The organism is Citrobacter amalonaticus Y19 (assembly GCF_000981805.1).
In the GTDB taxonomy this organism is placed as follows: Bacteria; Pseudomonadota; Gammaproteobacteria; order Enterobacterales; family Enterobacteriaceae; genus Citrobacter_A; species Citrobacter_A amalonaticus_C.
Window position 1 is genome coordinate 1,456,859 of the sequence record NZ_CP011132.1, and the last position, 23,405, is coordinate 1,480,263.

General features: G+C 53.8%; 22 protein-coding genes. 8 read left to right on the top strand and 14 right to left on the bottom strand.

What is annotated here, in order from left to right; translation table 11 throughout:
• Nucleotides 1–76 precede the first annotated feature (76 nt).
• Nucleotides 77–1,561: a carboxypeptidase M32 gene (locus F384_RS06710; protein ID WP_046480567.1), complete on the bottom strand. Its 1,485-nt coding sequence runs from the start codon at nt 1,559–1,561 to the stop codon at nt 77–79.
• Between the two features lie 132 nt (nt 1,562–1,693).
• On the opposite strand from F384_RS06710, the gene F384_RS30730 reads away from it, so the two are divergent.
• Nucleotides 1,694–1,786, top strand: a complete 93-nt coding sequence (locus tag F384_RS30730; protein WP_216525544.1) for a KPN_01571 family protein — start codon at nt 1,694–1,696, stop codon at nt 1,784–1,786.
• 54 nt (nt 1,787–1,840) lie between these two features.
• Here F384_RS30730 and F384_RS06715 read toward each other — a convergent pair whose 3' ends face one another.
• Entirely contained in the window at nt 1,841–3,094 is a 1,254-nt protein-coding gene (locus F384_RS06715) for an MFS transporter (protein ID WP_046480568.1), read from the bottom strand.
• A 121-nt stretch (nt 3,095–3,215) separates the two neighbouring features.
• On the opposite strand from F384_RS06715, the gene F384_RS06720 reads away from it, so the two are divergent.
• The 3 genes from F384_RS06720 to bioD all read left to right on the top strand — a co-directional run bounded on the left by F384_RS06720 (nt 3,216) and on the right by bioD (nt 6,285).
• On the top strand, nt 3,216–4,115 hold the full coding sequence (locus F384_RS06720; RefSeq protein WP_046480570.1) for a LysR family transcriptional regulator: 900 nt from the start codon (nt 3,216–3,218) through the stop codon (nt 4,113–4,115).
• A 128-nt stretch (nt 4,116–4,243) separates the two neighbouring features.
• On the top strand, nt 4,244–5,464 hold the full coding sequence (gene mlc, locus F384_RS06725; protein ID WP_046480571.1) for a sugar metabolism global transcriptional regulator Mlc: 1,221 nt from the start codon (nt 4,244–4,246) through the stop codon (nt 5,462–5,464).
• A gap of 125 nt (nt 5,465–5,589) precedes the next feature.
• Nucleotides 5,590–6,285: a dethiobiotin synthase gene (bioD, locus tag F384_RS06730; RefSeq protein WP_046480573.1), complete on the top strand. Its 696-nt coding sequence runs from the start codon at nt 5,590–5,592 to the stop codon at nt 6,283–6,285.
• Nucleotides 6,286–6,363: 78 nt separating this feature from the next.
• Here the strand turns inward: bioD and osmV are convergent, their stop codons facing one another.
• The 10 genes from osmV to F384_RS06780 form a co-directional block, all read right to left on the bottom strand.
• Nucleotides 6,364–7,512, bottom strand: a complete 1,149-nt coding sequence (gene osmV / locus F384_RS06735) for an osmoprotectant ABC transporter ATP-binding protein OsmV (RefSeq protein WP_046480574.1) — start codon at nt 7,510–7,512, stop codon at nt 6,364–6,366.
• The gene (osmW, locus tag F384_RS06740; protein WP_046480576.1) at nt 7,512–8,159 is read right to left on the bottom strand and encodes an osmoprotectant ABC transporter permease OsmW; all 648 of its coding nucleotides are present in this window, start codon (nt 8,157–8,159) and stop codon (nt 7,512–7,514) included. The genes osmV and osmW overlap by 1 nt, the downstream gene beginning before the upstream one ends.
• A 9-nt stretch (nt 8,160–8,168) precedes the next feature.
• Nucleotides 8,169–9,071 carry an osmoprotectant ABC transporter substrate-binding protein OsmX gene (gene osmX / locus F384_RS06745; protein WP_046480577.1) on the bottom strand — a complete coding sequence of 301 codons (903 nt, stop codon included), beginning with the start codon at nt 9,069–9,071 and terminating at the stop codon, nt 8,169–8,171.
• Between the two features lie 28 nt (nt 9,072–9,099).
• Entirely contained in the window at nt 9,100–9,810 is a 711-nt protein-coding gene (osmY, locus tag F384_RS06750; RefSeq protein WP_046480578.1) for an osmoprotectant ABC transporter permease OsmY, read from the bottom strand.
• Nucleotides 9,811–10,103: 293 nt separating this feature from the next.
• Complete coding sequence (gene dmsD / locus F384_RS06755; protein WP_046480580.1) at nt 10,104–10,718, bottom strand: Tat proofreading chaperone DmsD; 615 nt, start codon at nt 10,716–10,718, stop codon at nt 10,104–10,106.
• Between the two features lie 42 nt (nt 10,719–10,760).
• On the bottom strand, nt 10,761–11,618 hold the full coding sequence (locus F384_RS06760; RefSeq protein WP_046480581.1) for a dimethyl sulfoxide reductase anchor subunit family protein: 858 nt from the start codon (nt 11,616–11,618) through the stop codon (nt 10,761–10,763).
• A 1-nt stretch (nt 11,619) separates the two neighbouring features.
• Entirely contained in the window at nt 11,620–12,237 is a 618-nt protein-coding gene (locus F384_RS06765; protein ID WP_046478668.1) for a DMSO/selenate family reductase complex B subunit, read from the bottom strand.
• Nucleotides 12,238–12,247: 10 nt separating this feature from the next.
• Nucleotides 12,248–14,683, bottom strand: a complete 2,436-nt coding sequence (gene ynfF / locus F384_RS06770; protein ID WP_046480583.1) for a selenate/tellurate reductase subunit YnfF — start codon at nt 14,681–14,683, stop codon at nt 12,248–12,250.
• 273 nt (nt 14,684–14,956) lie between these two features.
• A complete protein-coding gene (locus F384_RS06775; protein WP_046480584.1) occupies nt 14,957–15,262 on the bottom strand; it encodes a DUF1161 domain-containing protein in 306 nt (101 codons plus the stop codon).
• Nucleotides 15,263–15,432: 170 nt separating this feature from the next.
• A complete protein-coding gene (locus F384_RS06780) occupies nt 15,433–18,027 on the bottom strand; it encodes an autotransporter outer membrane beta-barrel domain-containing protein (RefSeq protein ID WP_080950057.1) in 2,595 nt (864 codons plus the stop codon).
• 627 nt (nt 18,028–18,654) lie between these two features.
• Here F384_RS06780 and F384_RS06785 point away from each other — a divergent pair.
• Nucleotides 18,655–19,365 carry a YnfC family lipoprotein gene (locus tag F384_RS06785; protein ID WP_046480586.1) on the top strand — a complete coding sequence of 237 codons (711 nt, stop codon included), beginning with the start codon at nt 18,655–18,657 and terminating at the stop codon, nt 19,363–19,365.
• Between the two features lie 16 nt (nt 19,366–19,381).
• Here F384_RS06785 and speG read toward each other — a convergent pair whose 3' ends face one another.
• Together speG and F384_RS06795 are read right to left on the bottom strand one after the other, a co-directional pair.
• Nucleotides 19,382–19,942 carry a spermidine N1-acetyltransferase gene (gene speG / locus F384_RS06790; RefSeq protein WP_046480587.1) on the bottom strand — a complete coding sequence of 187 codons (561 nt, stop codon included), beginning with the start codon at nt 19,940–19,942 and terminating at the stop codon, nt 19,382–19,384.
• 21 nt (nt 19,943–19,963) lie between these two features.
• A complete protein-coding gene (locus tag F384_RS06795) occupies nt 19,964–20,305 on the bottom strand; it encodes a DUF1283 family protein (RefSeq protein ID WP_046480589.1) in 342 nt (113 codons plus the stop codon).
• 152 nt (nt 20,306–20,457) lie between these two features.
• Here F384_RS06795 and F384_RS06800 point away from each other — a divergent pair, with 152 nt between their 5' ends.
• From F384_RS06800 to F384_RS06810, 3 genes are all read left to right on the top strand, one after another.
• On the top strand, nt 20,458–20,784 hold the full coding sequence (locus F384_RS06800) for a YnfA family protein (protein WP_046480591.1): 327 nt from the start codon (nt 20,458–20,460) through the stop codon (nt 20,782–20,784).
• Nucleotides 20,785–20,891: 107 nt separating this feature from the next.
• The gene (locus F384_RS06805) at nt 20,892–21,911 is read left to right on the top strand and encodes a Zn-dependent oxidoreductase (protein ID WP_046480593.1); all 1,020 of its coding nucleotides are present in this window, start codon (nt 20,892–20,894) and stop codon (nt 21,909–21,911) included.
• Between the two features lie 74 nt (nt 21,912–21,985).
• Entirely contained in the window at nt 21,986–23,359 is a 1,374-nt protein-coding gene (locus F384_RS06810) for an MFS transporter (RefSeq protein WP_046480595.1), read from the top strand.
• Nucleotides 23,360–23,405 lie beyond the last annotated feature (46 nt).

A 23,405-nucleotide genomic window follows, 5' to 3' on the forward strand; every position in this document is an offset into this window, starting at 1 on the left:
GGGTGCTTCCGTGAGTCATTGGTTTCGGCGTGTAACGATATGTACAATGCCGGGCACAACGGCCCGGCAGGGCGGTTTACAGATAGCGAGATTCAAGGTGGGCGCGGAAATGGCGACTGCTCAGAGCTTCTCCGGTGGCCTGGGTGATCAACTGCTCCGCGGTAAAACGACTGCCGTGTTGCCAGATGTTCTGTCGCAGCCAGTCAAACAGTGCGCTGAAATCACCGCTGGCAATCTGCTGGCCAAGATCCGGCAATGCGCGATTCGCGGCGCTGAACAACTGTGCGGCGTACATCGCGCCCAGCGTGTAAGAAGGGAAGTAGCCAAACCCGCCGTCGGTCCAGTGAATATCCTGCATACAGCCGTCGCGATAATTCCCTTTGGTCGACAATCCCAGCCAGGCCTGCATTTTTTCGTCCCACAACGCAGGAATATCGTCCACCTCGATGTCGCCATTGATTAACGCTCGCTCAATCTCATAGCGCAGAATGACGTGCGCCGGGTAGCTGACCTCATCGGCATCCACGCGGATATAACCGGGTTTCACCCGCTGGTTCCAGGCGATGAAGTTTTGCTCTTCAAAGGCCGCCTGAGAGCCAAAATGACGCTTCACGGCGGGCAGCAGTCGCTGTAAAAACGCCTTGCTGCGGCCCACCTGCATTTCAAAAAACAGACTCTGGGATTCGTGGATCGCGGTGGAACGGGCAAGGGCCACCGGTTGCCCCAGCCAGTGACGCGGCAGGTTTTGCTCATAGCGGGCGTGTCCGGTTTCGTGGATAACGCCAAACAGGGCGCTGAGTAACTCGTTTTCGTCATAGCGCGTCGTGATACGCACATCTTGCGGCACGCCGCCGCAGAACGGATGTGCGCTGATATCCAGGCGACCGGCGTTAAAATCGAAACCGAGTACCGCCATGGTCTCCAGCCCCAGTTCACGTTGAGCGGCCGTCGGGAAGGGGCCGACGGGGGCAACCAGCGACTGCTGCGACTGCCGGGCAACCACGCAACTGAGGAGATCCGGCAGCCACGATTTGAGATCGGCAAACAGTCCGTCCAGTTGTGCACTGGTCATTTCTGGCTCATAAATATCCAGCAGCGCGTCATACGGCGAACCGCCTTTGATCTGCGCACGCAGTCTGGCCTCTTCACGACTCAGTTTCACCACTTCTCGCAGATTCACTGAAAATCCCTGCCAGTCGTTAGCGGGACGCTGACTGCGCCAGGCGTGCTCGCAGCGACTTCCGGCGAGCGATTTAGCCTCCACTAATGACTCCGGTAACAACGCGGCCTGGGTATGCAGCCACGTCATTTCCCGCAGATTGGCTTGTTCCACATCATTGAGATCTTCCTCGGCGGCCGCGGCAAGCCATTGCGCCACTTTCGGTTCGGTCAGAATTTGGTGTTCCAGTACGCTCAGTTCAGCCAGCGCTTCACCACGCGCCGCGCTGCCGCCTGGCGGCATCATGGCGAACATATCCCAACTGGCGATGGCGGAAAGGTGAGAGAAGCGGGAGAGCCGCAGGAAGGTGCGAGCAAGTTGTTGATAGCTTTTGTTATCCATGTATCCTCTTCGACGAAACAGGCAGGTTGAATGCCCCCACCATAATGGGTAGTTATGTTTATCGATAGCCTTTTTTATAGTAGCCAACGGGAACGTCGTACCCGTCCAATAACAATAAACACACACAGCAAAATGAATCCACTTCACTGGGTCGTCTTTGCTCTTCTGGCACTGGATGCCGTCAGAGAATTGATGGGGTATTCATCAATCTTAGGAATTTGGTAACCACTGTTGGTCGAGAGGCGAAAAGCCCGGTGAGACCCGGGCTTTTCTTTCAGACTAGACGTGAAGACGATGATGCAGTCGTGTGCCGACCAGAATGGCCAGTATCAGCATAATCGCGATAAATCCCCCCACGCCATTCCAGCCATAGTTATGCCAGAACACGCCGCCGAGCGTACCGGCGATACTCGATCCCAGATAGTAACTGAACAGATACAGCGAAGAGGCCTGGCCTTTGGCGCGACGTGCGCGCGGGCCAATCCAGCTACTGGCGACGGAGTGGGCACCAAAGAATCCTGCCGAGAAGAGCAGCATGCCGGCGAAAATCAACCATAGCGAGCTGAATAAGGTCATGAGCAGACCGACAAGCATCACGGCGGTGGAAAAGAGCATCACCGGGCCGCGCCCATAGCGCACCGTCATCGAACCGGCTTTCGGCGAACTCCAGGTCCCGGTCAGATAGGCGACGGAAAGCAGGCCGACCACGGCCTGGCTGAGCTCCCACGGTGAAAGCATCAGGCGATAGCCGATGTAGTTAAACAGGGTGACGAACGACCCCATCAGCAGAAAACCTTCCGCAAACAGCAGCGGCAGCCCCTGGTCGCGCCAGTGGAGTCGAAAGTTAATGAACAGCGTTTTGGGGCGTAGCGACGTGGGACGGAAGTGGCGTGATTCCGGCAAAATTTTCCAGAACATCAGGGCCGACGCCAGCGCGAAGCAACCAATGGCCGCCAGCGCTATGCGCCAGCTAAAGAAATCCGTAAACACGCCGCTAATCAGACGTCCGCTCATTCCGCCAATCGAGTTACCGCTGATGTACAGTCCCATTGAGAACGCGACAAAACTGGGGTGGATCTCTTCGCTCAGATAGGTCATTCCGACGGCCGCGACGCCGCTGAGCGAGAGGCCAATCAGCGCGCGCATCACCAGAATGCCGTGCCAACTGGTCATCATCGTCGAGAGCAACGTACAGCAGGAGGCAAGCAGCAGCGCGGTCACCATCACCGGCTTGCGCCCGATGGCATCCGACAGCGGACCGGTAAACAGCAGGCCAACGGCTAACATACCTGTGGAGATCGACAGTGAAATACTGCTACTGGCAGGCGATACGCCAAATTCATGGGACAGCACTGGCAGAATAGGCTGGACGCAGTACAGCAGGGCGAAGGTCGCCAGTCCGGCAGAAAAGAGCGCCAGCGTGACGCGCATGAAGGCAGAGGTACCGCGTTGAATAAACTGAACCGGCTGAGAAATGCGTTGGTCGTCAATATCGCTCGCCGTCGCGTCATTGACTGTAGTAGTACGACTCACTGGAAATCCTTGCGCAACAAACCCGCGTTTTGAGGGAACGGGCATAACCTTGTTGTGTAGAGTAGGAAAATCTCATTATTCTGTCTAATATATTAATAGTCTCAAATAATACTTTTAAAATATGAATATTGAACTTCGTCATCTTCGCTACTTTGTTGCCGTGGCGGAAGAACTGCATTTTGGGCGTGCCGCAGCCCGACTGAACATGTCGCAACCGCCGTTGAGTCAGCAAATTCAGATGCTTGAGCAGCAGGTCGGTGCGCGTCTGCTCGCGCGAACGAACCGTAGCGTCGCGCTGACCGCCGCAGGCAAACAATTTCTTGCCGACAGTCGACAGATCCTCGGGCTGGTCAATGATGCCGCAGCCCGCGCAGAGCGTCTGCATCAGGGAGAGGCCGGGGAACTGCGCATCGGTTTTACCTCGTCGGCGCCGTTTATCCGCGCCGTGTCGGATACCCTGTCGTTGTTCCGGCAGAAATACCCGGATATGCATTTACAGACCCGCGAAATGAATACCCGCGAGCAACTGGCCCCTCTGAGCGAAGGGGCGCTGGATCTGGGGCTGATGCGAAATACCCTGTTGCCGGAGAGCTTACATTATGAGGTTATCCTGCATGAACCGCTGATGGCGATGATCCCCCGGGTGTATCCGCTGGCGCAAAAGCCGGTGGTGACGCTGGCTGAACTGGCGAAAGAACCGTTTGTCTTCTTTGACCCACACGTCGGAACCGGTCTGTATGACGATATCCTCGGCATGATGCGGCGCTACCAGTTGTCGCCAGTGATTACCCAGGAGGTCGGCGAGGCGATGACGATCATTGGGCTGGTCGCGGCGGGTTTAGGCGTGTCGATCCTTCCGGCGTCGTTTAAAAAAGTACAACTCAATGAGATGTGTTGGGTACCGATTGCGGAAGAGGATGCGGTATCGGAAATGTGGCTGGTCTGGTCGGCGCATCATGAACAGAGTCAGGCGGCGCGACGTTTTCGTCAGCAGCTAATTCAGGCTGTCAGGGGCGCTTAAATTAATTTAATAACGGCTGAAAATGTGCAGTTAATCACACGGCTAAGTAAAAAGTTGACGTCGTGTATTGAAGTACTTCACCATAGCCCGCAGATTATTTCGGAGCGCGAAAATAAAGGGAGTCAGAGGTGGTTGCTGATAGTCAGCCTGGGCACATCGATCAAATAAAGCAGACCAATGCGGGTGCGGTTTATCGCCTGATTGATCAGTTGGGGCCGGTATCGCGTATTGATCTTTCGCGTCTTGCGCAACTGGCGCCTGCCAGTATCACGAAGATAGTGCGCGAAATGCTTGAGGCGCACCTGGTCCAGGAACTGGAAATTAAAGAAGCCGGCAGTCGCGGACGCCCTGCGGTAGGACTGGTGGTGGAAACCGAAGCCTGGCACTATTTGTCCATTCGTATCAGTCGTGGGGAAATCTTTCTCGCCCTGCGCGATCTCAGCAGCAAGCTGGTGGTGGAAGAGTGTCTTGAACTGCCGCTGAACGACGAGACGCCGCTGCTGGCGCGTATTGTCACGCTGGTCGATCAGTTTTTTATTCGCCATCAGCAGAAGCTTGAACGTCTGACCTCCATCGCCATTACCTTACCCGGCATTATCGATACCGAGAATGGGGTAGTGCATCGCATGCCGTTTTATGCCGATGTGAAGGAGATGCCGCTCGGCGATACGCTGGCGCAGCACACCGGTGTGCCGGTCTACATTCAGCATGATATCAGCGCCTGGACGATGGCTGAGGCGCTGTTCGGCGCGTCCCGCGGGGCGCGCGATGTGATTCAGGTGGTTATCGATCATAACGTTGGCGCCGGGGTGATTACCGACGGCCATTTACTGCATGCGGGCAGCAGCAGCCTGGTGGAGATAGGCCACACCCAGGTCGATCCTTACGGAAAACGCTGTTACTGCGGCAATCACGGCTGTCTGGAAACCATTGCCAGCGTCGAAAGTGTGCTGGAACTGGCGCAGGTGCGGCTGGCACAATCCATGAGTTCGTCGCTCCACGGCCAGCCGCTGACGGTTGATTCGCTGTGTCAGGCGGCGATGCAGGGCGATCTATTGGCTAAAGACATTATCAGCGGCGTGGGAGCGCACGTTGGCCGTATCCTCGCCATTATGGTCAATCTGTTTAACCCGCAAAAAATACTGATTGGGTCGCCGCTCAGTAAAGCGGCGGACGTGTTATTCCCGGCGATAGCGGACAGCATCCGCCAGCAGGCGCTACCGGCCTACAGCAAGAATATGGTCGTTGAGAGCACGCAGTTCTCTAATCAGGGGACAATGGCGGGCGCTGCGCTGGTAAAAGACGCGATGTATAATGGTTCTTTGTTGATTCGTCTATTACAGGGTTAACATTTTTTAACTGTTCTACCAAAAATTGCGCTAACTCAAGCTGATTCTACCTGGCATACCTTAGACTTTCTCCACTGTATTATTTTCCTGGCTTATATTTTCGAAGCATAACGGTGGAGTTGGTGATGCTGAAGCGTTTCTTTATTACAGGTACAGACACTTCTGTTGGGAAGACGGTTGTTTCCCGCGCATTGCTACAAGCGTTAGCGTCGGGGGGTAAAAGCGTTGCGGGATATAAACCGGTCGCGAAGGGCAGTAAAGAGACCACTGAAGGGTTTCGTAACCGGGATGCGCTGGTGTTGCAAAGCGTATCAACGCTGGAATTGCCCTATGAGGCCGTTAACCCTATCGCTCTGAGCGAAGATGAAAGTAGCGTAGCCCACAGTGGCCCGATCAATTACACCTTACTGTCTAACGGTCTGGCTAGCCTGAGCGAAAAGGTTGATCACGTCGTGGTTGAAGGCACCGGCGGCTGGCGCAGCCTGATGAACGATCTGCGTCCGTTGTCTGAATGGGTGGTGCAGGAGCAGTTACCGGTGTTGATGGTGGTCGGTATTCAGGAAGGCTGCATTAACCATGCGCTGCTGACGGCCCAGGCGATCGCCAACGACGGTTTGCCGCTGATTGGTTGGGTCGCTAACCGTATCAATCCGGGTCTGGCACATTACGCAGAGATTATCGATGTGCTGAGCAAAAAACTGCCCGCGCCGTTGATTGGCGAACTGCCTTATTTACCGCGTGCCGAGCAGCGCGAACTGGGACAATACATTCGTCTGTCAATGCTGGGAAGCGTGCTGTCGGTAGACAGAATCATGGCCTGATCCACGACGATATACCAGATGGTGAAACCGGGGAGAGCAAACGCGCTCCCCGGTTTTTTTGGACCGTCAGAACCTTTCTTAGCTGCTTTCGTGAATGTTCAGCGCCCGGCGGGTACGTCCTGAGCTCAGATAATCGGCGATGTAATCCTGTGAGATCTCGCCGTTGTAGCGGCCTTCCTCGTCAACAATCGGCATCCAGCTGGTATTACTTTCATACAGTTTGGACAGCACAATGCGCAGGTTATCTTCGGCCTTGCCGGTAATGCGGAAGGGATGAATGATGTCTGCGCAGGTGCCGGTTGCCTGACGCGCCTCGCGACGTTTCACAAAGCCCAGCGGCTTGCCTTCGCCATCCACCACCGTAATCGCGCGGATGTCGTTGTCATCCATAATGCCAAAGGCTTCATTCAGCGACGTGGAGGGTTGCGCGGTCAGCGTCGGTTGCCGATCGGTCACGTCGCCCGCAGAGACCAGCAGCAAACGCTTAAGCGTGCGGTCCTGACCGACGAATGACCCGACAAAGTCGTTGGCCGGTTTGGCCAGCAACTCATCCGGGCTGGCACACTGGACAATGCGTCCCTGGCGGAATACGGCAATACGATCGCCGAGTTTCAGCGCCTCATCGATATCATGACTCACCAGCATCACTGTCTTTTTCAGTGCGCGCTGCATCTCCAGGAACTGATTCTGGATAACCTCGCGGTTGATCGGGTCGACGGCGCCAAACGGCTCATCCATCAGCAGAACCGGCGGATCCGCAGCCAGGGCGCGAATGACGCCAATACGCTGTTGCTGGCCGCCGGACATCTCTTTCGGATAGCGATGCAGAAACTTCTTCGCATCCATTGCCACCATCTCCATCAACTCTTCGGCACGACGTTTACAGCGGGCTTTATCCCAGCCCAGCATACGGGGGACGACCGTAATGTTCTCTTCAATGGTCATGTTAGGAAACAGACCAATCTGCTGGATAACATAGCCAATGTTGCGGCGCAGGGTCACGGTATCCATCTCACCGGTATTTTCACCGTTAATCAGGATGTTGCCGCTGCTCGGGGTAATCAGGCGGTTAATCATCTTCAGGGTGGTGGTCTTGCCGCAGCCCGACGGCCCCAGCAGAACGCACATTTCCCCCTCTGGTACGTTCAGATTGACGTTATCGACGGCCTTAAGCGGCTGACCATTTTTCTGTGAAAATTGTTTGGTGAGGTTTTCCAGTTTTATCATTATCGTATCCCCTTTGGTGTCAGGACGACTTGCAGGCGGTGTAACAGCCAGTCGAGAACAATCGCTAAAAGACAAATCATCAGTGCGCCGGCAATCAGCATGCGAATATCGCTACCGCCGATGCCGTTCAGTAACAGCAATCCCAGACCGCCTGCGCCAATCACTGCGGCAATCGCCATCACGCCGATGTTCATGACCACGGCGGTGCGGATCCCGCCAAAAATCACCGGTAAAGCCATCGGGATTTCAACCCAGCGCAGGCGCTGCCAGAATGTCATGCCAATCCCGCGACCCGCTTCGCGTAACCCCGGCGGGATGCTGTCCAGCGCGGTATGGGTGTTACGCACGATAGGCAGCAGCGAGTAGAGGAACACGGCGGTAATGGCGGGCAGCGCGCCAATTCCGTGACCGATCAGCGAAAACAGAGGGATCATCAGCCCGAAAAGGGCAATGGACGGAATCGTCAGCAGCAGTGTGGCGGCGCTCAGCACGGGTGTTGCCAGCCATTTGTGGCGGACAATCAGGATCCCCAGCGGCACGCCGGTCACAATCGCCAGGCCAACTGCCAGCGCCACCAGCCACAGATGCTGAAAAGTGAGCGTCGCCAGATAACCCGCGTTATCGATCATGTAGTGAATCGTATCCATATGCGCTCCTTACAGCAGGTTCTTTTGTTGCAGGAATTCACGAGCAACCTGCTGAGGTGACTGGTGATCGATATCAACCTTCGCATTCAACGAACTGATCACGTCATTATTCAACTGGCCCGAGAGGGTATTGAGCGCCTCGGCGAGTCCCGGATTGGCCTCCAGCGTATCTTTACGCACCACCGGCGTGACAGCGTAACTTGGGAAGAAGCCTTTATCATCTTCCAGCACCTTGAGATCAAAACCCTTCACGCGACCGTCAGTGGTATAGATAAGACCGGCGTCAACAAAGCCATCACGCACGGCATTGTAGACCAGCCCGGGGTCCATCTGGCGGATTTGCGGTCGGTCAAGACTCATCTGATAGGCCTGTTGCAGCGGCTTCATGCCGTCACTGCGCCCGGCAAATTCCAGGTCGAGCCCCAGCAGCCAGTTGTTGTCGGGATCGGTCTGGCGGATGTGTTCAATTTTCGCCACCATCTCCGACATGGTGTTGATGTTTTCCGCTTCGGCGCGCTTGCGCTGCATGGCGAACGCGTAGGTGTTGTTCATATCTGCCGGTTTCAGCCATACCAGTCCCAGTTTGGCATCAAGGCGTTTTACCGTGTCATACGAGGCCTGCGGGCTCATGCGCTCATTGATATGGTTGAAAATAATCAGCGAAGTGCCGGTGTATTCCCATGTCATATCAATCTGTTTATTGATCATCGCATTACGTGAGATGACCGTGGCGATGTTGGTTTGCGGCTGAACCTGAAATCCCTTTTTTTGCAGATACTGCACGGTCATGGCCGAGAGAATATGCTGTTCGGTAAAGCTCTTGGTGGCGAGGATAATGGGGGCGGCCTGGGCCTGCACGCTCACCAACAGCGCGGCAGCGAGCCATCCCAGCCATTTATTCTTGAGATTCATTTAGCGCTCCTTGTTTTTATCATTGTCATCAGGCCGTGTGCGGGCTCAGGGCGCGCCCAAGCCAGGCGAGCAGACTGTCGAGGATCAGGGCGAAAAGTGCGGTGGCGGTCGCCCCCAGAATCAATGTCGGGAAGTCGTTAAGATAGATGCCGGGGAAAATCAGCTCGCCGTAGCTGCTGGCGCCAATCAGGAATGCCAGCGGGGCGGTCCCGACGTTAATCGCGGTGGCGATGCGGATCCCGGAAAGCATCACCGGCCAGGCGTTGGGGATTTCCACCTGACGCAATCGCTGCCATTTCGTCATACCGATGCCGTTTGCCGCTTCAATCAGCGACGGCGGAACAGAACTCAGTCCGGCATAGGTGTTACGCACAATCGGCAGCAGCGACGCCAGAAACAGCGCAACAATAGCGGGCATGTCGCCAATGCCGATAATTACCATCGCCAGCGCGAGAACGGCCAGCGGAGGGAGCGTGTTGCCAATGTTGAAGATTTGCATGACATATTCGGCAACGCCTCTTGCGGCGGGGCGGCTGAGCAGGATACCGCTTGGAATACCGACCAGCAGGGCGAAGAACATGGAGGTAAGGACTAAAATCAGGTGCTGTTGACCGAGATAGAGTAAATCGACCTGACGCGATTTGAGCGTTTCGACGCCAATTCCCCAGATCAGTAGCGCCAGTAGCGCAATGATGACAAAACTAAAGCCCAGCACGCGTTTTAACGTGGATGTGTGCATTGCAGTGTGTCTCCCTGTTTGCATGCGTTATGGCGGCGAATAATCGTCGCATGTTGTTATGCCATGGTTCGGCAGGGTGTTTTGAGCTATAGCAACAGGGTGGGAAGGATTCCAGCGTGGAGGCCATTTAGATTCGCAGACTATTAATCGCGAAACGCGATTTGGCCTTATGCCGTAAAGGATAAGCAGGGTATGTAAAGAATTGTCTTAAAAACGTGAATGAAAAGTGACGCCGTAACAATAAAGAATAATGCAGGTATCAGAAAAGGCAGGAAAAACCTGCCTTCAAAGGATTAGCGGAATAACGGTTTTTCGGCGACCGGCATCAGCAACTGAGACTGCCACTGCGCCAGGGTGTGACGGGCCAGTTCACCAAGAGCCCGATAAAAAGGATGACCGGCGTTCTCAATGAAAACGTCGAGAAAGCGGGATGACCACGGGAACAGATGCCACGCCAGCAACTGTTCACATTCACTGTGTCGGCCACTTTCCGCCAGCCACGCCGCCATCAGCAATAACGAACCGAAATGATCTTCGGGTTCATTTTGCGTTGCCTCGACGTGAATACCGTTATCGCGCATCCACTGACGCAGGGCCAGAGTGGACTCGCCAAACAGGACATTTTCGCGATCTAACCAGACGGATCCCCAGGGTGGCGACGGTAACGCATACGGACCCACAAACAGGCGCTGGAATGCTTCGGGCAGTGATTCATCGCTGACGCGTCTAAAGTCCGTCGCCAGCGGGGCCAGCGTTTCCGTGGCCAGCGGCCATTGTGTCTGCCAGTCATCTGCGGTTAACGCTGATACCAGAGGGGCGGCTTCGGCGCTGTCGGGCGCGTAGTAAAACAGTGCCCCCAGCACGCGTGCTGTCATCGTAAAATCATCACGTTGAGTAAAATCAGTCATCTGAAACATCCTGAAAAGTGCGGGTTTCCCCGCACGGATTTGTTAACCTGCCACCGCCATACCGACGGTCATATGCAGGCCATAAAACAGGCCGCGACCTATTATTTCGCCGCCAAGCACGAGGAGTAACCCCAGCAGCAACCCGGCGACATGCGGCTCTTTACGGCGTACCAGCGGGCAGATCCAGCAGCCCAGTCCGGCGGCAAGCAGCACCACACGCCATACCTGCAAAGAGGCGTAATCCGGCACCAGCGCAGAAGCCTGCTGAACCGAACTGTGAATCGTCGCCAGCGACATGCCTTGCAGGACAATGACGGCCACGCTGACCAGCAGCGCCAGTACGCTGATACTGGCGAACACGGTTCCGCTAAAGGTGACGCGGGACACTCGTAGCAGTAATGCCGCAAACAGTGGGCCGCTGAGCAATACCGTCATGAAGAATGCCAGCGTCGTATAGCCAGTATACCAGGTCGGCACGGTATCAATCAGGTAAACACGGGTCATTGCCCAGACGAAGACGATCCCCAGCGCCATGCTGATCAGCAGCCAGAGTTTTCCCAGCGCGGGCGGCATTTTACCCAGTACGGCGACCAGCCACCAGATACCCCCCACGGCGAAAAAGACCGAGCCTGCGGCGATTTCATTGCTCAACCCGGATGCACCAATGCGGTTGAGTGAGTTGAATGCCCGCATCGGCGACCCGAGATGCATAATCGACGCCAGGAATCCCAGCCCCATGACCAGCCAGAGGAAAAATAGACTGCGAACCAGGCGTTGCCGGGCGGCGGCATCGTTCTTCATCGCAAACCAGCCGAGTCCACTGACAATCAGCGCGCCCACGACGCACTGGCCGAGTACCGTAAACAGCACCAGCGGCCATTCATGCCATCCACTTCCCATTTTATACCTCCTTCGGATTTGCCAGATAACCGGTGGTATCCCCGGTCGGACGGCTGTTGGCATTCGGTTTGATCACAATACTCGGCTTCGTGAAGTGCGCGCCCGGCAGCGGGGCAACGGCAGCCAGTTCACCGTGTTGCTTGCGCAGTTCGTCGATGGGGCCGAAATCCAGCGCGCGCAGTGGACAAGATTCCACGCAGATCGGTTTTTTGCCATCGGCCACGCGGTCATGACAGCCATCGCACTTGGTCATGTGACCTTTGGCGGCATTATACTGCGGCGCGCCGTACGGACAGGCCATATGACAGTAGCGGCAGCCGATGCAGATATCTTCATCCACCACCACAAAACCGTCTTCCCGTTTGTGCATCGCGCCGCTCGGGCAGACCTTGGTACAGGCCGGATCTTCGCAGTGGTTGCAGGCAATGGACAGATAGTAAGCAAATACGTTCTGATGCCAGACGCCGTTGTCTTCCTGCCAGTCTCCGCCCGCGTATTCATAAATGCGGCGGAAGCTGACGTCCGGGGTTAAGTCTTTGTAATCTTTACAGGCCAGTTCGCAGGTTTTACACCCGGTGCAACGGCTGGAGTCAATAAAAAATCCATACTGAGTTGTCATCGGTTACTCCTTAGACCTTTTCAACCTGAACGAGATTACTGTGCGAAGGATTCCCTTTCGCCAGCGGCGAAGGGCGGTGTGACGTCAGGATGTTGATGGAGCCGCCGTGGTCTACCTGATCGCCAAACATGTCAGCCTTGAGCCACGCCCCCTGACCAATGGCAGTGACGCCAGGCAGAATGCGTGGGGTCACTTTGGCGGGGATCAGCATCTGACCGTTATTGTTAAATACCCGGACTGTGTCGCCGTGTTGGATCCCACGCGCCCTGGCATCAATCGGGTTAATCCAGATCTCCTGCGGGCAGGCCTGTTGCAGGACGTCAATATTGCCGTAACTGGAGTGGGTGCGCGCCTTGTAGTGGAATCCGGTGAGTTGCAGCGGATACGTTTTGCGGATTGGATCATCCCAGCCGTCAAAACCGGGCGCATAGGCGGGAAGAGGATGGATAATCTCATCCTTCTTCAGTTCCCAGGTCTCGGCGAGAGTGGCCAGTCGCGCAGAGTAAATTTCAATTTTCCCTGACGGTGTTTTCAACGGATTAGCATTGGGATCTTCACGGAACGCGCGGAAGGCAACATAGTGTTCCTCCGGGCATTTTTTCTTAAAGATTCCGATTTGCTTCATCTCTTCGTAATCCGGCATTTCCGGATTGCGCTCTTTGGTCTTCGCATACAGGTATTTGATCCATTCCTGCTGCGAACGCCCTTCGGTGAACGTCTGGTAGACGTCCGGGCCGAGTCGGCGGGCGATTTCACTGAGCGTCCAGTAGATAGGCTTTCTTTCAAACTTCGCTGAAGTCGCGGGCTGACCGAGGATCACATAGCCCATGTTGCCGGCTGATTCGTGGGAGATCAGATCTTCCTGCTCCGTTGGCATTAAATCTGGCAGCAGAATGTCGCAGTACTTCGCCGAGGCCGTCATGAAATGTTCAATGCCGACAATCATTTCACACTTGCTGTCGTCCTGTAGCACCTCATGGGTATGGGCGATATTGCCGTGCTGGTTAATCAGCGTATTACTGGCGTAGCACCACATGAATTTGATGGGAACATCCAGTTTCTCTTTGCCGCGTATGCCGTCGCGCGTGGCGGTCATTTCGGTACCGTGATCGATAGCGTCGGTCCAGGTGAACACGGAGATTTGCGTTTTCACCGGGTTATCGAGCATCGAAAACCACTCCACGCCGAGATCCCAGGTCCCTTCACGTACGCCTGAGTTACCGCCGTTGATGCCGACGTTGCCGGTGAGTACCGACAGCATGGCGATAGCCCGTGCGGTTTGTTCGCCGTTGGAGTGACGCTGGGGTCCCCAGCCCTGGCAGATATAGGCCGGTTTCGCCGAGCCAATTTCACGGGCCAACTGGATGATTTTATCCGCCGGAATACTGGTGATGCGGGAAGCCCATTCCGGGGTTTTGGCGATGCCGTCCGGACCTTCGCCGAGGATGTACGCCTTGTAGTGCGCATTGCGCGGCGCACCGGCAGGCAGGGTGGTTTCATCGTAACCCACGCAATATTTGTCGAGGAACGGCTTATCGACCAGATCTTCAGTAATCAGCACCCAGGCGATCGCTGCCGCCAGCGCGCCGTCCGTGCCGGGACGGATGGGCAGCCATTCGTCTTCGCGTCCGGCGGCGGTGTCGTTGTAACGCGGATCGATAACGATCATTCGCGCATTGGAACGTTCACGCGCCTGTTCGACGTAATAGGTGACGCCACCGCCGCTCATGCGGGTTTCCGCGGGGTTGTTGCCAAACATCACCACCAGTTTCGTGTTGGCAATGTCATCCGGGCTGTTGCCATCGTTGCTGCCAAACATGTAGCTCATGGCGGCGCTGATTTGCGCGGTACTGTAACTGCCGTAACGGCTAAGGTAGCCGCCGCAGGCGTTCATCAGACGGTAAGGGACGTTGGAGTTGGTAATGTTTCCGCCGTCAACGCCGGTGCCATACAGCACGTGGACCGCCTCGTTGCCATACTCTTTAAGGATCCGCTTTAAGTTGTCACCGATGGTATCCAGCGCTTCATCCCAGGTGATGCGCTCAAACTTGCCTTCGCCGCGTTTGCCAACACGCTTCATCGGGTATTTCAGTCTGTCCGGATGATTCATGCGTCGACGTATTGAGCGACCGCGCAGGCAGGCGCGAACCTGATGGTTGCCGTACTCATCGTTGCCGGTGGTGTCAGACTCCACCCAGTAAACCGTGTCATCTTTGACGTGCAGACGCAGCAGACAGCGGCTTCCGCAGTTAACGGTACAGGAACTCCAGACCGCTTTTTCGTCGACTGGCGCAGGCATCATGCCGTCTGCGGCACGGGCGATTCGGGTGAAAGGAAGGGTGAAAGCGCTACTGGCAAGCGCAAGGCTGCCAATGGCGGATGATTTCACCAGACTACGACGGCTGATACTGGCCGTCATAAGGGCCTCAGGCGTGGTGATTTTCATGGTTGCTCACTTTGCTAATGTCAAAAATTGACATGGTTGCATCCCTGTCGTCGGGAACAGCCATTTATACTTTGTCCGTATTAATCAGTGTGGTGTCGAAGGTGTTGCACTGATGCCACACCTTCAAACAAAGCGCTGTATAATATTTTTTATAGCGATATCATAGACATGCTAAACCGGAAGGGATTTTACTCCTTCATAAGTAGAGGTTATTAATCCATATCAAAGGGAGGGGGAACCCTCCGTTGCCAGAGGGGGATACAGCGGGCGAAATTACTGCGGTTCGGTGTTGACACCTTCCTGAGAGGGTGCAGTGCTGGCAGGTTCATTACCACTGTGGGTTCGGGTGTAGAGAATTTTGTGTGTGTCGTTGGCACAGTGACCGACAACCTGTGAGTCCGGTTGGTCAGCCTGATCGTTTGGCACGATACTCAGAGAGAAATTGGCTTCCGGCACGCCGTTATTGATGATGCGCTGCTCAATATCACTCCTGACACGTTCGCAGGATTCGGGGGCGGCAAAAACCAGCGGGGAGGCGGTCAGCAGGACGCCTGTCAGTATTCCTCGGGAAAATTTCATCATCAGCTCCATTGTTGAGATGCACAGAATAAGCATAGCATTGGTAGTGTAAGCAATTGTCATCGCCAGCAACCGGTTGAAGAATCTGAAAGATCTCTCTCTTCCGCAAAAGAAAAACCCTGACGGTGTCAGGGTTTGTGATAAATCCTCCGTGTCGCCACGCGGAGAGATTAGAAGCTGTATTTCAGCCCCAGCATACCTTGCGTATCTTTATAACCATTGTCGCCAATCTGCTGAGCGACGTTACCCCACAGGGTGACGTTCTTCGTCAACTGTCCTTCAACCCCGGCTTTAAGTTCACCTATGTTGCGGCTGCCTTTCACCTCATTGCGGATGTCATCCATCTGCACGCTGTAATTCTGCGTGTTGTGGATCCAGTTGGCTTCGACGAACGGCTGGAAGGTGCGGTCTTTACCGTCATCCATCGCGTTATGCCCCTGCAGGTACGCTTTCACGCCCAGGCGCGTTTGCAGATTGCCGTCGGTTTTATCCACCACCCGGGTGCCGTTTTTCTCGATGTGCGTATCGGCCTGCACGTCCATCCAGGTCAGTTGTGCCTTGGGCTGAATGTACAGCGCATTACGCTCGCTGAATTCGGCCAGTTTCCAGGTGTAGCCCGTCTCGACAGAGGCAGTGATACCGTCCGAGTCATACTTTTCAGACGCCAGTCCCTGCCCGGAAACAGTGTTGTCAAACCAGTTGTAGAGCAGCCAGCCGTCAACATAAGCACCGGTTTTATCAGCATCGTTGGCATACCAGGTGCCGTACAGACCGGCGCTGTAGCCGCTGATTTCCCCGCGAGAGGTGTATCCGGTCAGGCTGGAGTGGCTGCGGCTTTTGCTGTTGGCGTAACCGGCCATCAGACCCAGATGCCAGCGATCCAGACCGTCGGTGCTCCACTGTGCAATGTCGCCTCCCAGTTGCATCACATAACGGTTGCTCTGGGTGCTTATCTGCCCGGAACGCTCTTTAAAGCGGTTATGCCCGCCGATATGGCGCATCCACAGACTGGTGACCTTCCGCTCGCCGGTTAACGCGTCGGTATACTGCGTTTCCCCCAGACGATCGTGGAGGCGGGTGGTGAACAGGGTGTTAGCGGCAAGGGTGTTCGCCAGATAGCTGCCGGTTTCCGGGCGATACTGGTGTTTACCTTCCGGGGCGGCAGGTGACTCCGGAACCGGCTGTTCCGGTGATGCTGGCGCGGGCTCATCTGGCGGTAACGGTTCGGGAATTACCTCGCTGGTCAGATGCCAGTTCTGGTTGTTCTTTTTGATGATGTTGTAGTCGTAAGCGCCTGCGACGATACGACCTTCTTTCACAAAGGTACCGTTGGAGGCTCCTTCCACTTCCACAATCGGGATGCCTTCTACCGTCTGCGAACCGCCGCCGCCAGCGTTGCTGACGCTGACACGCGTGGTGCCACTGCTATCACCACGAACAACCAGCTTATCGGTCGCCGAAAGGTCATCGCCTAATACGGTACGTAAGGCCAGCAGACCGTTGTTGCCGGTGTAGTTACCGTTGATGGTTAACGTGGTCGGGCTAAAGGCCGCTTTCACTCGCGGTGGGGAAGAGAGTGTTGTCATGCCTGCCAGTACCAGAGAATTCAGGGTTTGCGAATAGCCATTAAGATCCAGACTGGCACCATCGTTGACGACGTAATCTGATGCGGCGCTAAAGGTATTTTCCGCGCCTGCGCGCAGCGTCCCTCTGGAGACAAGCGTGTTGCCGCTGTAGGTATTAGCCCCCGTCAGCGTGGTCACCCCCGAACCAACGTGGTTAACTTCACCATTGCCGTAAATTCGCGATGCCAGCACGAAGTCCTCACTGGAATGGTTGAAGTTCAGAATGGCGGTGCTCTGACCGCTGTTATTCATCAGATAAATTCGTGACGCCTCAATGTTGCCTGCCGCCTGTTCGGCTTCTCCCTGCGCGCCGCCGATATTTAAAATCCCGGTACTGCCGTTGCCATAGGCCAGGCGGATCAACGTGCCGGCCTTAACGGTTGCGCCATTGCTGACGGTGAGGATCCCTTTGGCGGTATTATTTTCGGTTGAGAATCCGCCCAGATTGATGGAATCAGCAACATCAAGGGTGGAATTAGCCCCATCGACCCGGGTTTCACCAAAGCCTTCAGCATCGCTATTATCCGTCACACCGACGTAGCCAATACTCATGTGCCTGGTCGTTGAAAGCTTACCACCGTTGGTAATCAATAATTGACCGTGTCCCTGGTCGCCAACAACGGTCCAATTAGTCTCAATTGAAGAATTAGCGCCATCAATGGTTACCACTCCCCTGGCATCTTCGTATGCTTCACCAATGCGTAAATCATCAAGTCCGGTAATTTTACTGCCATTAAGCACATTCAGCGTGCCGGAACCATTATTTGCTCCAAGCCGGATATGCCAGTTATTCGTTCTCCAGGTGGCGCCATTGGTCAGGGTGACGATACCGGTCCCCCTGTAACCAATGATAGCCCCTTCGGCAACGAGGATATCCCGACCATCAATAATCAATGTCCCGACGCCGGTACTCCCCACGGTTACTGCGCGAACCTGATTCCAGTTGTCTGAGGTATTTTCGGTTGAGGAAAGGGTGAGGGAGTCATTATTATCGATAATGAGATTGCTCGTGATATCCGTCGGAGGGGTCACGGCAAACAGATTGATATTATCCGCATTCGCTGCGGCAGCGGTTTGTACGGCGAAGGCAATAGCGATTGCCAGCATTGATTTTGGATGGTGCAATTTTCTGTTATTCATAATTATCTCTTCCATAAGAGAGCGCCTGGTACACGCAATACCTTTTTATCTTGAAGAACAATCCGTTAGTGCATGATGATGAGCAAAATGCAATTTATAAAATAAATTGTTTTGCTGAGGGGTATTCTATTTTCATGATTTAAAATTAAAAAATGGTTTTCTCAACCAATTGTTGCACTCTTCAATCGGTCTTATCTATTTTATATGTCTTACATTTTCTTATATAAGATCTTAAATGTTCTTAGCCAACAATGGATCTTATTAAAGTCATTTAAAATACCAGGAATAGTGCAAATAATTATCCTTATGCAATGAGATAACGGGCGTGGAGGATGAGTGATTTTTATTACAGAGCGAATGACTAACCTGCTAGTCATTTGTCAGGCAATCATTGCTTAACTTCAGCGAACGGGGTGATTTAGGAAATTTGCGAAAATCTGATGCATAATCGTTTGATTTTGATCAGGTTTACCGTTGAGATAAGTGAAGCCAGGATGCGTTGTACTCAGAATTTTGCCACCAGACGCGGTGTCCGGTTGGCACTCAATGGTTTTTTCGCTTTGCTGTCGTGTAAGCGTCAGTCTTTGCTAATATGACTGGAGATCATCCTTTTCTTTCGGGGAACCTGTGAAAAAACAGATATTTCTTTTCGCGCTCTGTACTGCGCTGGTGGGATGCGACAACGGTACGGCACCGCTCTCCTTTACGCCGGAAATGGCCAGTTTCTCTAATGAATTTGACTTTGACCCTTTGCGTGGGCCGGTAAAGGACTTCAGCCAGACGTTGCTCAACGAGAAGGGCGAAGTGGCGAAGCGCGTCAACGGCACCCTGTCTGAGGAAGGCTGTTTTGACTCGCTGGAGTTGCACGATCTTGAAAATAATACCGGCGTGGCGCTGGTGCTGGACGCGAACTTTTATCGTGATGCCGAAACGCTGGAAAAAAAGGTGCGCCTGCAGGGGAAATGCCAGCTCGCAGAACTGCCTTCAGCCGGCGTTGTCTGGGATACCGATGATAATGGCTTTGTGGTCGCGGCGACCGGAAAAGAGATGAAGGTCCAGTATCGTTATGATGCCGAAGGTTATCCGCTCGGCAAGACCACCGTCAGCAAGGACCAGACGTTATCCGTCAGCGCAAAGCCCTCCAGCGATCCGCGTAAGAAGCTGGATTATACTGCGGTAAGTCTGCTTAACGATCGCCCACTGGGGAACGTTAAGCAAACCTGTGACTATGACCGTCATGCTAATCCCACGGACTGTACGCTGGTCATCGTTGATGAAAGCGTTAAGCCGGCGGTCGAGCACAATTACACGATCAAAAATACCATTGATTACTATTAAGATGACCGCGCAGCGATTACTGCGCGGTAGGTTTTAACATCGCCGGACCGGGCGACCGATGTTCTGCCAGGTACTGATGCTGGAAGATACACATCCGGATAGTATTGCGGTATTCACCGTTAATAAAGAATTCATGAATCAGTTCACCTTCGACCATAAAGCCCAGCTTACGGTAAATGTGGATCGCTTTTTCGTTCTCTTTATCAACGATGAGGTACAGCTTATAGAGGTTAAGTACGGTAAATCCATAGTCCATCGCCAGTCTGGCGGCTCGTGAGGCAAGACCTTTTCCCTGGTATTCCGGGGAAATAATGATCTGAAATTCCGCCCGACGATGGACATGGTTGATTTCAACCAGTTCAACCAGTCCCGCTTTTTCACCGTCGCATTCGACAACGAAACGGCGCTCGCTCTGATCGTGAATGTGCTTATCGTAAAGATCGGACAACTCGACGAAGGCTTCGTAAGGCTCTTCAAACCAGTAGCGCATCACGCTGGCGTTGTTGTCGAGTTGATGGACAAAACGTAAATCTTCACGCTCCAGCGGGCGCAGCTTGACACTGAGGGCGTTTGTCATACCCAATCCTTAACCTCTGTATCAGGGGGCAACCACGCGACCGGTGCGACGATCCAGACAGCGCAGGGTGTTCGGCTCCCAGTACGCATTCAGATTGGCGCTCTGTTCGCAGCTGTCGCGGTTATCAAAAGCAGCATCCGCTTTATCCCACTCTTTTTCCGCGCGCTTGTTGATTTTTTGACGCAGACTACGCGTGTCATCCCATTGTTCTTTTTGCATAGCTGCCTGTTGACGACTCAAGGCGCTGTCACCTGATTCGATCACCAGTCGGCTGGTCTCAGCCTGGGCGGTCGCGATGTAGACGACGGCACCCAGCAGCAGCATTGCCGTCAGGCACAGACGTTTGCGAAGCGTAATGTTCATGGCAAGTTCCTTTTATGAGCGACGCAAAAAGCATCATTGACAGACAAATTCTACACGATTCCTCGCACAGGGCATACCCGCCGCAAGGTTATGGATAAGATAAGGCGATTATGGCGTATCATGCCTGAACCTTAGGTAAATGAACGATTCAGATGATCAAAACAACGCTGCTTTTTTTTGCCACCGCGCTTTGCGAAATTGTCGGCTGCTTTCTCCCCTGGCTCTGGCTAAAGCGGGGAGCTAGCGTCTGGTTGCTGTTACCTGCAAGCGTTGCGCTGGCGCTGTTCGTCTGGTTGTTGACGCTGCATCCTGCCGCCAGCGGCCGGGTGTACGCTGCGTATGGTGGCGTTTATGTTTGTACTGCGCTTATCTGGCTGCGCGTGGTGGATGGGGTAAAACTCAGCCTGTACGACTGGAGCGGGGCGCTCATTGCACTCAGCGGAATGCTGATTATTGTGGCGGGATGGGGACGCGGATAAGCGTCTCATTTTTGTGATCGCCTGGTGATTTTTTGATCATTATACTTGTATGGTAGTTGTAGGAAGAATAAGTTTCTTGCATCACTAATTTGATGTAAGGAAAACGCATGGAAAGTATAGTGATTCAACAACCCAATAATTTACGTATTGAACAACGTCCATTACCCTTGCCAGAACCTGGAGAAGTAAGGGTTAAGGTAAAAATAGCAGGCATTTGCGGATCGGATAGTCATATATATCGTGGACATAATCCTTTTGCGCAATATCCTCGCGTCATTGGTCATGAGTTTTATGGCATTATTGATGCGGTCGGTGAGGAGGTGGAGAATAAACGCCCCGGCGAGCGTGTTGTGGTGGATCCGGTAATAAGTTGCGGCGTCTGTTATCCCTGCACTGTCGGTAAACCCAATGTCTGTACCTCGTTAACGGTATTAGGTGTCCATCGTGATGGTGGTTTCAGCGAATATGTCACGGTTCCGGAAAGTAATGTTTATCGTATTCCGGATTCGGTCAGTGACCGACAGGCGGTAATGGTTGAACCCTTTACGATTGCCGCGAATGTCACCGGCCAGGTTGCGCCAGAAAAAAATGATATTGCCTTAATTTATGGTGCCGGTCCGATGGGGTTAACCACCGTCCAGGCACTGAAAGGCGTATATCAGGTCAAAACGGTTATTGTTGTTGATCGGATTGACGCGCGCCTGGCAATGGCAAAAGCGTGCGGCGCCGATGAAACAATAAATAATGCCCGGCAGTCATTAGCGGAATATCTGGCGGAAAAGGGCGTCAGGCCAACGCTGATTATCGATGCAGCCTGCCATCCCGCCATCCTGTCTGAAGCCATTGACCTGGCGTCACCCGCGGCGCGTATTGTGATAATGGGCTTTTCCAGTGAGCCCTGCCAGATAACCCAACAGGGAATTACCGGAAAAGAACTCACGATTTTCTCATCCAGACTGAATGCACATAAATTTCCAACCGTTATTGAGTGGATGCAAAAAAAACTAATCGACCCTGAGAAACTCATCACGCATCAGTTTAACTATCGCCAGGTTATCGATGCCATAACACTATTTGAAACCGATCAGCAGAGCTGCTGTAAAGTATTACTCACTTTTTCCGCTTAAAATTAATTCATGCGATGGACACCTGACGATTCGGGTATTCCGTGGTACGCATTTACTCTGTAGAGACAGACGATATGAATACAACAAAGCATGAAAGAAGCACCCGGGATCTGGTGCGCGCCGCGATTTCTGGTTGGTTAGGAACCGCATTAGAATTTATGGACTTTCAGTTATATTCTCTGGGTGCTGCGCTGGTTTTCCATGAAATATTTTTTCCGGAACAATCGGCGGCAATGGCGTTAATTCTCGCAATGGGAACTTACGGCGCAGGCTATATCGCCCGTATTATCGGGGCCTTCTTTTTCGGCAAAATGGGGGACCGGATTGGGCGTAAGAAGGTGCTGTTTATCACCATCACATTAATGGGAATGTGTACGACCTTAATCGGTATACTTCCGACGTATGCACAGATAGGCATTTTTGCACCTGTGTTGTTAGTGACATTACGTATTATTCAGGGACTCGGCGCCGGGGCAGAAATATCCGGCGCCGGAACCATGCTCGCAGAATATGCGCCAGTCGGTAAACGGGGAATTATTTCATCACTGGTCGCGATGGGAACAAACTGCGGCACGCTTAGTGCCACCGCGATTTGGGCGGTGATGTTCTTTGCGCTCGATCGCGAAGCCTTGCTGGCATGGGGTTGGCGTATTCCCTTCCTGGCAAGCGTCGTCGTGATGATTTTTGCTATCTGGTTGCGGTTGAATCTGAAAGAGAGTCCCGTCTTCGAGCAGGTCAATGAGGGAGATTCTCCGGCGACATCCCCGCAGGAGGCGATTTCAGCAGGAACGATGTTTACCAGTAAATCTTTCTGGTTGGCGACAGGATTACGCTTTGGTCAGGCCGGTAACTCGGGGTTGATCCAGACGTTTCTTGCCGGATATCTGGTACAGACGTTGCTGTTTAATAAGTCCATCCCGACGGATGCGCTGATGATCAGTTCGGTGATTGGCTTTATCACTATCCCGCTCCTGGGCTGGTTATCCGACAAATTTGGCCGTCGTTTACCTTATATCGTGCTGAATATTTCGGCGATTATTCTCGCGTACCCAATGTTATCCATCGTGGTGGATAACACTTATCACCCTGGCGTTATCATGACGGCCCTGATCGTCATTCATAACGTCGCGGTGCTGGGATTATTTGCCCTGGAAAACATTACGATGGCAGAAATCTTTGGCTCACGTAATCGCTTTACCCGTATGGCGATCGCCAAAGAAGCAGGGGGACTGGTGGCGGTCGGCTTTGGACCGGTGCTGGCAGGGATTTTCTGCAACATGACGGGAAACTGGTTGCCGATTCTGGTGATGATCGTGATTTATTCCCTGATTGGTCTGCTCTCGGCACTCCTGATGCCAGAAGTGTGCGACCGCGATCTGCGGATACCTGAAGACGCCGCGCAGTCGGTGACCGGGAAGCGGCGTTCTGCGGCAGCCAGTCGCGTCTGACGTTGTTCAATTGTGACGGTTCCTGTTCTTCAGGGCCGTCTTTTCA

Coding starts and splice junctions, on each gene's coding strand:
- osmV (WP_046480574.1), bottom strand. CDS start 7,512: ATGATAAAACTGGAAAACCTCACCAAACAATTTTCACAGAAAAATGGT.
- ynfF (WP_046480583.1), bottom strand. CDS start 14,683: ATGAAAATCACCACGCCTGAGGCCCTTATGACGGCCAGTATCAGCCGT.
- dmsD (WP_046480580.1), bottom strand. CDS start 10,718: ATGACTGATTTTACTCAACGTGATGATTTTACGATGACAGCACGCGTG.
- bioD (WP_046480573.1), top strand. CDS start 5,590: ATGCTGAAGCGTTTCTTTATTACAGGTACAGACACTTCTGTTGGGAAG.
- F384_RS06805 (WP_046480593.1), top strand. CDS start 20,892: ATGGAAAGTATAGTGATTCAACAACCCAATAATTTACGTATTGAACAA.
- speG (WP_046480587.1), bottom strand. CDS start 19,942: ATGACAAACGCCCTCAGTGTCAAGCTGCGCCCGCTGGAGCGTGAAGAT.
- F384_RS06795 (WP_046480589.1), bottom strand. CDS start 20,305: ATGAACATTACGCTTCGCAAACGTCTGTGCCTGACGGCAATGCTGCTG.
- F384_RS06810 (WP_046480595.1), top strand. CDS start 21,986: ATGAATACAACAAAGCATGAAAGAAGCACCCGGGATCTGGTGCGCGCC.
- F384_RS06765 (WP_046478668.1), bottom strand. CDS start 12,237: ATGACAACTCAGTATGGATTTTTTATTGACTCCAGCCGTTGCACCGGG.
- F384_RS06780 (WP_080950057.1), bottom strand. CDS start 18,027: ATGAATAACAGAAAATTGCACCATCCAAAATCAATGCTGGCAATCGCT.
- F384_RS06760 (WP_046480581.1), bottom strand. CDS start 11,618: ATGGGAAGTGGATGGCATGAATGGCCGCTGGTGCTGTTTACGGTACTC.
- F384_RS06775 (WP_046480584.1), bottom strand. CDS start 15,262: ATGAAATTTTCCCGAGGAATACTGACAGGCGTCCTGCTGACCGCCTCC.
- F384_RS06720 (WP_046480570.1), top strand. CDS start 3,216: ATGAATATTGAACTTCGTCATCTTCGCTACTTTGTTGCCGTGGCGGAA.
- F384_RS06800 (WP_046480591.1), top strand. CDS start 20,458: ATGATCAAAACAACGCTGCTTTTTTTTGCCACCGCGCTTTGCGAAATT.
- osmX (WP_046480577.1), bottom strand. CDS start 9,071: ATGAATCTCAAGAATAAATGGCTGGGATGGCTCGCTGCCGCGCTGTTG.
- osmY (WP_046480578.1), bottom strand. CDS start 9,810: ATGCACACATCCACGTTAAAACGCGTGCTGGGCTTTAGTTTTGTCATC.
- osmW (WP_046480576.1), bottom strand. CDS start 8,159: ATGGATACGATTCACTACATGATCGATAACGCGGGTTATCTGGCGACG.
- F384_RS06710 (WP_046480567.1), bottom strand. CDS start 1,561: ATGGATAACAAAAGCTATCAACAACTTGCTCGCACCTTCCTGCGGCTC.
- F384_RS30730 (WP_216525544.1), top strand. CDS start 1,694: ATGAATCCACTTCACTGGGTCGTCTTTGCTCTTCTGGCACTGGATGCC.